The following is a 13,889-nucleotide window of genomic DNA, read 5'->3' as shown; positions in this document are numbered from 1 at the left end:
TCATTGGTGTATTATTTTAATTTAAAAAACCCTACTTAGCCTCAACATTAAGCTCATGAGCAAAGCGTTTACGGTAACGCTTAGTTAATTTAACCGAACGTAGTTGGTCGCCAATTAAAGTAAATACAGGTGAGGCATTTATTTTTACGGGTTTGCCTTGGCCTATACGGCGTATTTGTCTTTTAACCAGTGCCATAGTGGCAAGTCCTGCGAGGGTTTTATCTTGCCAAGTAACATTGGGTAACACGGCTGATTGCAGTGGCTCATTTTGCCATTTGTTTGGTAAATTTGGTTGGTATGCAAGCGCAGTGGCAATACCCACGAGGGCAACGCCACTTTCAATCACGTTGTTGGCAATAGATAAGCGACTAATACCGCCTGTAGTCATTATTGGGACTGATGAGCGTTGGCTAATCGCTTTTGCAAACTCTAAAAAATACGCTTCGCGGGCAAGCGTGCGCTGATCACCTGTTTTTCCTTGCATAGCAGGTGCTTCGTAACTACCACCCGAAAGCTCTACAAAATCAACATTGAGTTTATTCAATAAGTCCACTACAACTTGCGCGTCACTGGGTTCAAACCCACCTCGTTGAAAATCAGCAGAGTTTAACTTTACCGAAACCGAAAAGGTAAGTGAGCAAGTTGCTTTAATACTGCGGGTTATTTCGAGAAGTAAGCGAGCTCTATTTTGTAAACTTCCTCCCCATTTATCGTCGCGCTTATTGGTTAGTGGCGATAAAAACTGAGCCAGTAAATAACCATGCGCTGCATGTATTTGTACGCCATTAAAACCTGCTTTTTCAGCTTGCTGCGCAGTTTGTGTAAAGCGGGTAATAACATCGTCAATATCAGTTTTCGTCATCGCTTTTGGTACGCCAAACAAGTGCGAGTGCTTACCCATATTAAGTGCAACACTTGACGCTGATAGAGCCTTTCCACCCATTTTTTTAAATACTTGCCTACCAGGGTGATTAATTTGCATCACCACTTTGCAATTATTTTGCTGCGATAAACGAGCAAGCTCTGCAAAGGCAGTAATATCGGTATTTTTTTCAAGCACAAGGCCGCCAGGGCCTGTCATCGCTAAATGATCAATCATTACATTGCCAGTAATAATTAGCCCAGCTCCCCCCACTGCCCATGCGCTATAAACATTTTTGAGTATTTGGGAGGGCGTTTGATCCTCTTGCGCAAGGTTTTCTTCCATAGCGGCTTTGGCAATACGGTTTTTTAATACTAAACCACTTGGCAAGGTAAAAGGGGTAAATACAGGGTTACGCATAGTTATGGGCTAATTAAATTGACATTAAAGCGACTATAACCTTAAAGTTAGCTTGAAGGTCAACCTACTAAGTTTATGTAAAGTGGAGTTATTATTAGTTATGAAAATAGGCGAACTTGCAAAACTTACCAACATACCCGCCAGTACTATTCGCTTTTACGAAAGCAAAGGGTTATTAACACCAACCACTCGCAGTGCTAATGGTTATAGGCTGTACACCCAACAAAACTTAGAAAAATTGCAGTTAATTAAATTTTCACAAAGCTTGGGGTTTTCACTCAACGAAATACCTTTATTACGTAACGAAAACGACGAGCTAAACCACACAGTAATAATTGAACGTTTAGAAAAAAAACAAAAAGAAGCTGACATTTTGATTGAGAAAATGCAGAAAAAGTCACAACGTATTGGCAGTTTAACTACGTTACTCAACTCTTATTGGGATAAAGGCGAATGCCTGCCAGAAGGCAAATTGAATGAATTACTAAAAGTGATAGATTACGAATAAATGAATACAGCTTACTAAAATAAGCTGTATTTTATATTACTTAAGCTTTTTAATGCCAATTAATACACAGATGGCACCGCCAATAATACCCGCCCATGCTTCTATTGGTGTATCACCACTGAATGCACGGCTTAACTGCGAAACCGCCGCATCATACACGTCATATCCCCACATAATTAAAGCGATACCTATAACGATTAAAACAATTCCTACAATCTTATTATTCATAAATATCCTTAAGGTTTAACTTACATAAGCTAAATAAAATAAATCAGGGTTAATCTAATTCTAATTGAGCACGTTCAACGCTCTCACTAGGTAACTCTTTTTGTACCGATACACCAAGCTCTTTAAACTCTGATGCTTGTTTAATTAAATTACCTTTACCACGGTATAATTGCGAGAACGCTTTGTCGTAACTTTCTTTCGCTTTATCAAGCTGCTTACCTACGCCTTCCATACTCAATAAAAAACCATTGAGCTTGTTATAAAAACGCTCAGCTCGATTTGCCAACTCTTTTGAATATTTGGTTTGCTCTTCAAAACGCCAAAGCTGTTTAACGATATTTAAACTAGTCAGCAGGGTAGTGGGTGTGGCTACTAATATATTTTTTTCGATTGCTTGTTGGTAAATATCACTTTGATATTTAAGTGCTTCAACAAAAGCTGATTCTATTGGTACAAACATAACCACCACTTCTGGCGAGTTAATACCAGGCAAACGGTCGTAAGATTTACTCGCAAGCTCATTAATACGTGCTGTAACCGCATTTACATGCTCTTTAATCGCTTGATTAGCATCTAACTCATTTTCAGCATTTACGTAGCGTGTATAAGCATTTAATGATGTTTTAGCATCAATAACTAAGTGGCGGCCTTGTGGTAAGTACACAACTACATCAGGGCGTAAGCGGCCATCTTCAGTGTTAAACGACACTTCGCGCTTGTAATCAACACCTGCGCGTAAGCCTGCGCTATCTAACACGTTTTCGAGCATGAGTTCCCCCCAATTACCTTGGGTCTTCTTTTGCCCTTGTAGCGCGTTACTGAGCTTATCGGCTTGATCTGTTATAGCTTGGCTTTTGGCTTGTAAATGCAGTAGCTCAGTTTTTAGCGCGGTCCGTTGCTTTATATCTTCAACGTGTATTGATTCCATTTTTTCTCTAAAACCTTTTAGCTCGCCTTGAACTGGTTTTAATAATTGCTCAATGCTTTCTTGATTTAAGGTTTTAAAGCTTTGTGATTTTTCTTCTAGAATTTTATTGGCTAGATTTTCAAACTCTTTTTTGAGCATATTTTTACTTTGCTCAATTTGCGCGAGTTGCTCGCTAAAGCTTTGCTGTTTCTGCTCAAGGGTGGTGCGCATATTATTATACTCAACATCGCGTTGATTATATTGCTCACGAAGCATTGTAAGCTCGTCTTCGGCTTTGCGCCAAAAATGGTTGTATTGAATGCTTTGTTTTTCTTGTTCGCTAAAACGCGTTTTAAAATGCTGCGCCTCATCGCGCTGCTCTTGGTGAGTATGTTCGAGTAGTTCGTGATCCTCGAGTAAGGTGCTGTATTGTAGCTCTTTATTATCAAACTGATTTTGTAAGAGTGAAAGCTGTTGTTGTTGTTCGCTTATTTTTAGGTGTAGCTTTTTGCTAAGCTGCGCAGATATAACACCATAAAATACAATACCTAAAATAGCACCAGCGCCTGCACTTAACCAATCGATGTTAGTGAGTATTTGAGTGAGCATAAAAATAAACTTATAAGATTTAGAGACATGCCATCATAACCAATAACAAGCAATAGAAGTAGAGGAGCAAAGAAATTACAGACATAAAAAAACCAGCTCAAATAAGCTGGCTAAATATTACTAAATTAAGTAATCAAAGGGAAAATCAACATGTACCCGAGCAAGCTGCAACTTAAATACACACTTGCCAAAATAAATTACATTATTTGGCTAAGTTGTATAACAACAGGTATTACAGTAGACCGGTAAATGAAGTAATTAATTCAAAAATAATTTAATAACTTTAAGTGATACCAATCAGCATAGGTATTTGAACAACTGAACGAATTAAATCACTTCATACCAAAGCAGATTGGTACAAATTCGTTTATCTGAGTAGTGGTTGATTGGAATTGGCAAATTTTAGGCATAAAAAAAGCCAGTTCAAAATGAAGTGGCTTAATTATTACTAAAATTAGTAATTAAATAGGGGGGAATCAACATGAAAACTTGTATTAACTGCAATTAATCAACAAGCATAATAGTAGACGCCTGCTTTTAAATTAAGTTCATAAAAAAATAAAAAATTTTAAAATAAGTGCTTAACGCTAAATTTTAGACATAAAAAAAGCCAACTCAAAATGGGCTGGCTCAATCATTACTAAAATTAGTAATCAAATAGGGGAAATCAACATAAAACTTGTATTAACTGCAATTAATCAACAAGCATAATAGTAGACGCCTGCTTTTAAATTAAGTTCATAAAAAAATAAAAAATTTTAAAATAAGTGCTTAACACATATTTTAGACATAAAAAAAGCCAACTCAAAATGGGCTGGCTCAATCATTACTAAAATTAGTAATCAAATAGGGGAAATCAACATAAAACTTGTATTAACTGCAATTAATCAACAAGCATAATAGTAGACGCCTGTTTTTAAATTAAGTTCATAAAAAAATAAAAAATTTTAAAATAACTGCTTAACACTATATTTTAGACATAAAAAAAGCCAACTCAAAATGGGCTGGCTTAATTATTACTAAAGTTAGTAATTAAATAGGGGGAAATCAACATAAAACTTGTATTAACTGCAATTAATCAACAAGCATAATAGTAGACGCCTGTTTTTAAATTAAGTTCATAAAAAAATAAAAAATTTTAAAATAAGTGCTTAATGCTAAATTTTAGACATAAAAAAAGCCAACTCAAAATGGGCTGGCTCAATCATTACTAAAATTAGTAACTAAATAGGGAAATCAACATTATCGCTTGTGTAAACTGCAATTTAACAACAAGCAAAGTAGTAGACGCACTTTAATTAATTAAGTTCAAAAAAGATTCTAGTTTTTTATTAATGACAACATTTGCTGTTCATCAAACTGGGTAAAACTCATTGATTTATCGGTAAATAATGCATCAACTAAAGCTTGCTTATCTTCTTGCATTTTAAATACTTTTTGCTCAATTGAGTTACTCATTATGAGTTTATATACAAACACAGGGTTCGTTTGTCCAATTCTATAAGCGCGATCGGTTGCTTGTTTTTCTACTGCGGGGTTCCACCAAGGGTCAAAATGTATAACGGTATCTGCCTGCGTTAAATTAAGACCTGTGCCGCCGGCCTTTAAACTAATTAAAAATACCGATGTTTTACCGCTAGTAAATTCATCAATTACTTTATCTCGATGGCGAGTTTGTCCTGTAAGTAGACTAAAATCTATATTTATTTCATCTAGGCGCTTAGCAATTAAGTCGAGTGCCGAAGTAAACTGGCTGAATATAATTACTTTACGACCAAGGCTCAGCATCAATGGTAAATGGGTCGTGAGCCATTCTAATTTAGCAGAGCCAGCTTGCGTATCAGGCTCTATTAATTTAGGGTGACAACAAATTTGCCTAAGCTTTAATAATGCTTCTAAAAAGGCTAGTTTACTTTTTTGAACACCTTGCTCTGCAAATAAGTCTATTAACTTTTCTTCAAGAGAGCGTGTAATCCCCTGATACATTTCTTTTTGTTTAGGTTCAAACTCAAACTCTTTTGTTATCTCTGTTTTTTCAGGTAACTCTTGAGCTACTTGCGCTTTAGTACGGCGCAATATAAAAGGCATAATCAACGCTTTTAACTGTTCAGCACGTTCCATGTCAGCTTCACGTTCAATTGGAGTTTGAAAATGTTGCTTAAAATGAGCTTGTGAACCAAGTAATGATGGCATAGCAAAATCGAGTAAAGATTTAAGCTCAAGTAAATTATTTTCGATTGGCGTACCACTTAAACATAACTTAAAATCAGCATTAAGTCGTTTAACTAAGCGCGATACTTGTGCTGTGTCATTCTTAATGTATTGCGCTTCATCGAGAATTATATTTTCGAAATATAATGGCGAGTAATACGCTATATCACGTTTTAACAGCGGATAAGTTGTCAGTATGCATTGCGATTGAGCAAGGTGCTGTAGTGGCTCGTTTCGATGAGAACCAAAAATAGTTGTTACTTTTAAGCCTTTAGCAAACTTAGTTATTTCATTTTCCCAATTACTCACCAAACTTGTCGGACACACGATTAAAGTAGGGCCAGCTTGCGGACGATTATACGTGCTAGTTAAAAAAGCAATCACTTGCAGTGTTTTCCCTAAACCCATATCGTCAGCTAAAATACCACCAAGCTTATGACGTTTTAAAAAGCTTAACCAATCAACGCCCTGTTGTTGGTATTCTCTAAGCTCTACCGACTCATTTAAGCCATGTAAAGATACCTTTGGTATAGCGTGGTCGGTATTATTTAGTTCTTGTAAGTAAAGCTCTAAAGAGTCGTCATGAAGCTCAACATTTATTGCGGTGTGTTTTACAAGCTCAGGCAAGTACGAAAGCGGAATATTAAATTCGTCTCTTGTTTTTACAAACTCAAAGCGTTGCTTAAATTCAGTTAGTAAATTAATAGCTGATTTATTGATAACGCCAAATTGACGACCCATTGGATAGTAATGAAATAGCTCACTTTGACGATTTAATGATTGATAAGTTAAATCTTCATTATTAAAAAGTAGCGCAGCTTTTGCACCACTAAGTAATACTTTACAATGCATTTGATGCCCTGCGGCTCGATTCGCATAAAGTGTAACTTCGCTTTGTGGATTGGCAACTGTCATTTTGCTAATCGTTACTTTCCAACCGCGCTCTTTAAAACTTGGAAATACTTCATAGGTAAGCCAATGTAAATGAATAGGGGACTGCTTAGTAAAAACAAACTCACTTTGTAAACCCCCTTTACAAAACTCAAAACCTAAATTCACTAATTCATTTTTAACGGTATTTTCAAACGCATTGTTTATTAAACTAGCAGGCGCTGCACCTGCTAAATAATTCTTGTTTTTATACTTAAATAACAATGAAAGCGTTAAGCCTTGTTCACCCGTAGTTACTTTTAAAACAGCATTACTAGCTGCTTTAGGTAGCGTTGTTTGTGAATTTGTTGGATGTGGTATAACGCCCGCACCAAAATTATCTGCTAACTGCTTATAAATTCGATCGAAGTTAGCACTATGTAAAGCGGGTATTGTTTGCAAATGTGCGATTTCATCAGCGCTTAATGGCGTACGTATACGCCCTATTTTTAAATAATCTAAATCTATGTATGTAGGTGGCGTTGTTTTAATCAGTGCCCAATTTTTGCTTTGCTCTAAATTAATACCCAACTGCGTTAAATCTTTTTCTTGTTTCCAATTAAAGTTCAGCGCTTGGGCACTTTGTGGCTTAATTGCAACACGAGAGCGTTGTAAAAATAATCGTTCTGTAGCAATAAGTTGTTGCAACGCATTAAAACCCCATAAACCTTTGAGTTCAATATTACCTACAGCATTTTGTGAACGGATCCAACTATAAAGTCTAAAATCACTTTCGAGTAAGTCATTCGGGGTTATAAAGCTATTAAGTTGCTGATCGGTAAGGTTACGACCTAATGTGTAATTTTGATCTTTATCATAATTAGCTATTTTAGGTGATAAAAATACTTTGTTATTTTCAATATCTAATACAAAGAGTAAAACTTGCGACGGTATTGTTTGCTCGGCGCTTTTGAGTGCGCTTAACTCACTAAACCAATCATTAATAAAGTAATCTTCTCCGTATTCACCAGAGTGCTCTATTTTTAGTTTTAATAAAATTGCTGCTAGGTGACGGCATTTAGTTTTTATATTACACGTACAATGTGTATCAACCGAATAACCAGTTGGTATTTTACTGATCTCTATACGCTGATTGAACGGTGTACCGTTATCACCTTGCACAGTTGAATCAACAACAGAAAAGTTAGGAGTATGCTCTAACCAACTGATTTTTCCGTTTTTGTAATACTCTTTACCTTTGGCTAGCACATTGGGCCGAAACAGCTTATTTATAAAGCGTTCTGAAAGAGGAAACTGAGTAGCCTGCTCATTTTTAATTTCTTCAAAAATAGCCAGTAAATCATTTTTTGATAAGTTAGCAGACATGTCACTCTAAGGATTAGTTTTTAAAAATAATTCTGCCAGTATATGCCTTATGTGCTCTGAGCTAAAGCTATATTAACGCAATATAAACTGGTTGGAGTTGATTGGTTAGTAAAAAATCGGTTTATAACTAAATTTAGAATGGATTTTGTTGAATAAATTGCAAAATGTTGCTGATTCAAAAAATAAAAACAACTTAAACAATAGTTAGAGCGCTTTTAGATCAGAATTTTACTAACACTTTTTAAAACATATGGTGAATAGATAAAAAAGAGGCGAATAGTTAGTAAAAAAATGATCTACGCAATAAAACAGGCTAAATAAGCACATTAACGGCGTGTACAGATCAGATTTATACTAACTAAATAATATTGCAGATCAATATTTAACTAACAAAAAAAACTGGATAGATCGCTATTTTACTAACTAATTAAAAGCACTTAATAGCTTTGTAAGTTGCTCTAAGCGCTTATCTGTCATCACTTTATTGTTTATTTTTATAGAAACATCGCCACTTTTAAGATTTCGTTGAAGTGAAACAAAATCATTTTCGAGAACAGCTTCGCGTTTTACTGTAGTTTGCGGTTCAGCTGTTAAGCATTTAGTAACAGCCATTGCACGCTTGTCGTCGCTTGTAATCGCGTTAATGTCATTGTTACTTGCTAGCTCTTCAACCAACCGATTAAAGCTCTCAGGATCACGCTCCTTTGCAATAACAAGCTTTTTAGCAACTTCTCTACCAACATGATTAGCCGTAGGATAAAGCGCAATAACCTCAGCTGGTATTTGTTCATAGGCTTTAATTGCATCTGCAATGGCAGTATGCGAAACACCTTCAAGAGCAGCTATTTCTCGGTAGGATCCTTTTTTACCTTGTTCAATTAATTCATTTTTAGTTTGTTGATAAGCTTGTCCTAACTCCCATAAACTTGGTGCTATATATTGATCAGATGAAACAGCTAAAATTTTTGCATCTTGTTCAGTAAAGTCACTTGAGCTAAGCACTAAATAATCAGCGTTACCTAGAATACAGGCCATACGACGACGTGAACCTGCAAGAACTAAACTTTTGTCACCTTGATCCCAAAGCAAAGCAGGGTGCTGATTTCGACCATCATCGCTAATTGCAGGAAGAATATCTGATACTGACTTTTCGTTAAGAAGTGCCTGTACGCGACGATTTTTGCCATATACACCAGTGGTAGATTCAATATCAGCATGTGCGATCACTTTACAAACAAGCGTAATTTGACGAGCAGGGTCGCTCGGTGCAGGCATTCTAATTACATCGCCAGCATTCGCTTGTTCTAATAATGCATCAAGACTACTGCTGCCTACAGCTGTTGCAAATGGATCTAAGCGGGTGTCATTTTTACGTTTTTTAGCCATTTTTATTTAACATCCTTACTTAGGCGTATTTAATTTTGATTGTGTGGATTGCCAATTAGATCGAATTAGCATTTCAAGTTCGTCAACAACATCTTTAATGTTTTCTTGTGCACGCATAAGCGATTCACGACTGGCTAAACTATCAGACGCTTTTTGATCAAAAATAGTATTAAAAGATGAAGAGCTCGCTGTAATTGCAGAACTGTGGTTAATTGGGTAACTCATTACTTGGCGGCCAAATGCACTACGAACATCTTTAACAATATCGCGTTGTGAATGGTTACCTTTTACATAATTGGTTACAAGAAACTGCATAAAGTCCCAACCTTCATGTCCAAGCGCAGCAACAGTATGATAAATCTCGCCTAACCTTTTTAGATATTTATTGTTTGCATCAAAATCGACAGCTTCAGGATGAACAGGAATAAGCATCGCTGTAGATGCCATTAATGCATTATAAAACATAAAGTTAAGAGTTGGAGCTGTATCAATAAGTAAAATATCAAACTCATCTTGAACCGGCTCGATTACTTTTTCTAATAACTTATGATAATGGCGAGTTTGCTCATAATTTGAAGTATCTTTTAATAAAGTGGCAGTTTCGTGCTCAAAATAAAAGTCATCCATACCCGATGGTAAAACGCGAATATTTGGAATATGCGTAGGTAAAAATGAGTTTGATACAAATTCAGGCCATGTTTCGCCTTCGTCTAGATCTATGCAATCGCGCATTAAATCACCAACAGTAATTGGATCATGTTCGCTAGAGGGGAAGAAGCTAGATGATGATCCTTGCGGATCTAAATCAATAATACCAATGCGATAACGTTTAATATTGGTTGTGGCAAGTGCCGCTGCAATATTAACCATACTGGTTGTTTTACCACAACCGCCTTTGAGGGAGTTTATAACAATAACTTGAAGTTTGTCGTCGCTAGTGCGGTGATCAGGCTTGATATCCATAATATCAGCCATTGCAAAAATATTTACAAGTGTGTAAGCATAATGGCCATTTGCACCGCGTTTTATGTTTAAATCATCAAAATCACCATTATCATGGCGTCTTTTTAAGGTACGATTATTACAACCTAGTAAATCGGCTGCTGCTTTTTGGGTGTATGTTCTTAACTCTTTTTCTTCGGATTTAAGATGAGCGCGATAATGTTGAATACGTCCTTCTAATGACTTTTCTGCAACTTCAGCAGTCGCTTTTAAAAGTCGATAGGTATTTAGCGCATTATTGTTGATAGACATACTTTCCTTCCTCAAAGTTAGGCAGTAAGTATAATGTCCATTCAATTTGCTGTAAACAACTATTTATGGCGACATGCATTTTAAAAAGAAGACATCTAATAATATTTTTACATCATTAATATTGCTTAGTATAAATAAAGAAGTTTAAAGGTGGTTAAATATATAAGGTAATAAAGGTTAAGGGTGTATAATTAGCATATAACTTGATGATAAATATGAATAATATTAAAAAAAGCAGATCACCTTTATACTTGGTTAAGATCAGATCTTTATTAACACTCAGATCAGCTTTTTACTAAGGACTAATTGAGATATATAGTTATGCACAGCTTACTCATTAAGTTATGAACAAAAACACCTCTTGAGATCTGATTTTTACTAAGTAAATTATAAAGTTATGCACGGGTCTACTAGATAAAAGGGGCATTGAATTAGTATAGATCTGATCTGTAGTAAGTACAGATCAGATCTATTCTAACTCGATATTGCTTTATCCACAGGAGAATTACTTAAAAGCGTAATTTGTCGTGTTTAATTTAATAAAATATCAATTACACTGGACAAAATAATAGCCGAGTTAGTAAAAAAGAGATTTATAACTCACTTGTTAGTATAATAATGATCTGAAAACACCAAAAATTGACAACAGTTGGTATAAAAGTGATCTGAATGTTTTATTTAAAGTCAGATCACTTTTATACTAACTTAAACATTTAACTTTTCTTGTTTTATGTGTTGTTATTAACTGTCGCAATAAAAATGGAAATAAGAACAATGAGCCGAAAGGTCAACATCTCGGTAGATAACTTGCCTGATACACTAAGAGGCCAAATTCACGGGGTGGAAAGTGCAATTGATAACGAGAGTTTAGCACTATTTACAGATAATAAAGATGTTCGCATTTCTATTGAAAATGCTGCTCATGGATTACGTGCTTATTCAAATACGTTTAATCACTATGATTTATGGGGACGCTTTGTTCGTTCTGGCCATAAGAAATTGCCGCTTGAAGAAGCACCGAAAAAAACAATCATTACACGTAAAATATCAGAAAAAGTGGACGGTATTTTATACGATGGCGAAATAAAAATAACACCTGCTGTTGTGAGTACTCGTAAAGATGGCGAAGATGTAGAATATTTGGTTTGGCCATCAGATAGAGAAGAAAAAGTAGAGCGAGCCTTAATTCGTTTGGCTTCAAAAGGTAAAATAGTAAAAATTAATTTTAAGTCCGGTATTCAATATGCCGTGGTTTTTTCTATGAATGAGTTAGCGCAAGAACTCAAAGCGGTAGGGCAATCAATGCCGTATCCTGCAATTAAAGAATCACTTGAAGCATTACAAGGCTCTAAACTTTCGTTTAAATATTCGGCAACAGATACAAAAAACTCTGACATTGATGATTCCTTTTACGAATCAAACATGAACTTTTTATCGTCACTACATTTTAGTGGGAAAAAAGGTCAAGGCGGCAATGTTAAATGTGTAGCTTGTTTAAATGCATTTGTTCATAACATGATTGATAACCTTGAATACAAAGGGTATTACTTTAATAGCGCACAAGAATTAAAACGGGGATTGTCGCGTTGGATGATGCTTCGTTTGTACCATCTTTGGCGATATGCTGCTCCAGGTAAAACATATCATTTTAGATTGCTTTCTATTATGGAAAAGTACGGTTCTATTTATTCAACTGACAATATTACTGAGAATAAATTAAAAGCATTACGCCGTGATATGACAACAACAATGAAAGACTTGATTGAAAAAGGTGCAATATCAGAATACAGCATTACGAACGTAAAAGATGATAAAACAGGTAATATTATTGATTACACATACGAAATGCACCCGTCTGATCAGTTTTGTGACGAAATACTGACATTAAATAAGCATAACAAACGTATTGAGATTCAAGGTGGCAAACGTATTGTTGAAAATGCGGTTTTAATAGATGAAGATAAAATTGAAGAGATAGTAGAAAAATAGTAACGAATTTATTTATTATCCAATAGCTACCTAAAAGGCCACTTAATGTGGCCTTTTTAACATAATCATTTATCTACTTGTTCTAAGTAAAGTCTGTTGACTAAAAAGTCATAATCTCGTTTGCGTGGATGGCTTAATGGTTTTTCATAGTTTTGTAATATGCCAAGTTTTACATCGGGTTCCGGATTAATTAAGATAAATGGCAATGCTGCACTAACGTGATATCTATTTTGTGCCGTGTATCTTACATTTACTTGGGGACTTACGCGAGTAGGGCGGCGTATTCGTAGTTTTTCTTTTTCACCTAAACTAGCAACTCGTGCTTGTTCTTGAGCTACAAGTAATTGCCATTTTTGCTGATCGATCATTCTTGGGTTTCGATAACCGGCCGATTTATCGAGCATCTCTAGTGCCATTTTTTTAGTAAGTGTTTTTGTTGCATGTTTGTGCATCCAGGTAAACCTAACTGAAAATGGGGATTCACTCTCACTATGAATTTTACGATATGCAGCAAGCGTTATTAAATTTGGTATAGCATTGTGAACAGCTTCAAATCGCGCATCGTTGCTATCAATAGCTAAAATACATTCTTTAAATGTAGCTTTAGCTTTATTCACTTGGGCTATACGATTATTTAAAGCGTGTTTATCTGCATTTTTAATAACAAGCAAGCCTGGGTGCCTTTTTAAAACACGACTGCTTAAGCCCGATTTTTTATAAATGTCAGAAAATGAGTGCAGGATTGCTTTTTGAGCCGGAGCGCCCGATATTTTAGAAACGATTATAGATTCTGGAACTTTACTTTCATCTATACTACTAACATCAGGTAACTGATAGTACTCTGCTTTGGAAAATTCACACTCTTTCAGTTCTTCAATTAACCTTAAAGTTAACTCGTTCATTAAATCAAACTGACTTCTAATTTGTACCTTAGTTACCATTACACACCTTAAAGAACACATCTTACTACGTCAATATTATTACATGCACTTTGCTTTGTCTAAATAATTAATAATTTTCACTCAGTGCTAACATATATCTATCAGCTAAAGTAAGTATGATGTGTTCTTTGTTTAAAGTGAAATCCCTAAACAAAGAATTAAACTTTACATATTAGATCTTTGTATTACATCAACCAGTTAATGCGCTTAGTTCTGAATTGGCTGATTAACTAAGAGTAGGGAAGATGAGTTAAACGAACTTATATCGTATTAGTAACACAGTAATGAGACTAAATATAAAAGTTTTTAACTTCAGCA

9 protein-coding genes are annotated in these 13,889 nt (G+C 35.3%); 2 read left to right on the top strand and 7 right to left on the bottom strand.

Going from position 1 to position 13,889, the window contains the following annotated elements; all coding sequences use genetic code 11:
* Window positions 1-31: 31 nt before the first annotated feature.
* Window positions 32-1,282, bottom strand: coding sequence for an NADH:flavin oxidoreductase/NADH oxidase family protein (locus NRL14_RS02990; RefSeq protein WP_306723962.1), 1,251 nt, complete (start codon window positions 1,280-1,282; stop codon window positions 32-34).
* Between the two features lie 100 nt (window positions 1,283-1,382).
* Here NRL14_RS02990 and NRL14_RS02985 point away from each other — a divergent pair, with 100 nt between their 5' ends.
* Window positions 1,383-1,790, top strand: coding sequence for a MerR family transcriptional regulator (locus tag NRL14_RS02985; protein ID WP_306723961.1), 408 nt, complete (start codon window positions 1,383-1,385; stop codon window positions 1,788-1,790).
* Between the two features lie 36 nt (window positions 1,791-1,826).
* Here NRL14_RS02985 and NRL14_RS02980 read toward each other — a convergent pair whose 3' ends face one another.
* The 5 genes from NRL14_RS02980 to NRL14_RS02960 form a co-directional block, all read right to left on the bottom strand.
* Complete coding sequence (locus NRL14_RS02980; RefSeq protein WP_306723960.1) at window positions 1,827-2,018, bottom strand: DUF3185 family protein; 192 nt, start codon at window positions 2,016-2,018, stop codon at window positions 1,827-1,829.
* A gap of 49 nt (window positions 2,019-2,067) precedes the next feature.
* The gene (gene rmuC / locus NRL14_RS02975; protein WP_007378811.1) at window positions 2,068-3,534 is read right to left on the bottom strand and encodes a DNA recombination protein RmuC; all 1,467 of its coding nucleotides are present in this window, start codon (window positions 3,532-3,534) and stop codon (window positions 2,068-2,070) included.
* Between the two features lie 1,320 nt (window positions 3,535-4,854).
* Window positions 4,855-8,001 carry a DEAD/DEAH box helicase gene (locus NRL14_RS02970; RefSeq protein WP_306723959.1) on the bottom strand — a complete coding sequence of 1,049 codons (3,147 nt, stop codon included), beginning with the start codon at window positions 7,999-8,001 and terminating at the stop codon, window positions 4,855-4,857.
* Window positions 8,002-8,424: 423 nt separating this feature from the next.
* Window positions 8,425-9,387, bottom strand: coding sequence for a transcriptional regulator (locus NRL14_RS02965; protein WP_306723958.1), 963 nt, complete (start codon window positions 9,385-9,387; stop codon window positions 8,425-8,427).
* 15 nt (window positions 9,388-9,402) lie between these two features.
* Window positions 9,403-10,641, bottom strand: coding sequence for an AAA family ATPase (locus tag NRL14_RS02960; RefSeq protein ID WP_007378808.1), 1,239 nt, complete (start codon window positions 10,639-10,641; stop codon window positions 9,403-9,405).
* A 774-nt stretch (window positions 10,642-11,415) separates the two neighbouring features.
* On the opposite strand from NRL14_RS02960, the gene NRL14_RS02955 reads away from it, so the two are divergent.
* Window positions 11,416-12,630, top strand: a complete 1,215-nt coding sequence (locus NRL14_RS02955; RefSeq protein ID WP_008134405.1) for a hypothetical protein — start codon at window positions 11,416-11,418, stop codon at window positions 12,628-12,630.
* Window positions 12,631-12,695: 65 nt separating this feature from the next.
* Here the strand turns inward: NRL14_RS02955 and NRL14_RS02950 are convergent, their stop codons facing one another.
* Window positions 12,696-13,571, bottom strand: a complete 876-nt coding sequence (locus tag NRL14_RS02950; protein ID WP_007378806.1) for a DNA replication terminus site-binding protein — start codon at window positions 13,569-13,571, stop codon at window positions 12,696-12,698.
* Window positions 13,572-13,889 lie beyond the last annotated feature (318 nt).

This window comes from Pseudoalteromonas sp. 20-92 (assembly GCF_030847595.1).
In the GTDB taxonomy this organism is placed as follows: Bacteria; Pseudomonadota; Gammaproteobacteria; order Enterobacterales; family Alteromonadaceae; genus Pseudoalteromonas; species Pseudoalteromonas fuliginea.
This window is presented reverse-complemented; position numbering and strand designations above follow the sequence as displayed.

Coding starts and splice junctions, on each gene's coding strand:
- NRL14_RS02985 (WP_306723961.1), top strand. CDS start 1,383: ATGAAAATAGGCGAACTTGCAAAACTTACCAACATACCCGCCAGTACT.
- NRL14_RS02955 (WP_008134405.1), top strand. CDS start 11,416: ATGAGCCGAAAGGTCAACATCTCGGTAGATAACTTGCCTGATACACTA.
- NRL14_RS02950 (WP_007378806.1), bottom strand. CDS start 13,571: ATGGTAACTAAGGTACAAATTAGAAGTCAGTTTGATTTAATGAACGAG.
- NRL14_RS02990 (WP_306723962.1), bottom strand. CDS start 1,282: ATGCGTAACCCTGTATTTACCCCTTTTACCTTGCCAAGTGGTTTAGTA.
- rmuC (WP_007378811.1), bottom strand. CDS start 3,534: ATGCTCACTCAAATACTCACTAACATCGATTGGTTAAGTGCAGGCGCT.
- NRL14_RS02960 (WP_007378808.1), bottom strand. CDS start 10,641: ATGTCTATCAACAATAATGCGCTAAATACCTATCGACTTTTAAAAGCG.
- NRL14_RS02980 (WP_306723960.1), bottom strand. CDS start 2,018: ATGAATAATAAGATTGTAGGAATTGTTTTAATCGTTATAGGTATCGCT.
- NRL14_RS02965 (WP_306723958.1), bottom strand. CDS start 9,387: ATGGCTAAAAAACGTAAAAATGACACCCGCTTAGATCCATTTGCAACA.
- NRL14_RS02970 (WP_306723959.1), bottom strand. CDS start 8,001: ATGTCTGCTAACTTATCAAAAAATGATTTACTGGCTATTTTTGAAGAA.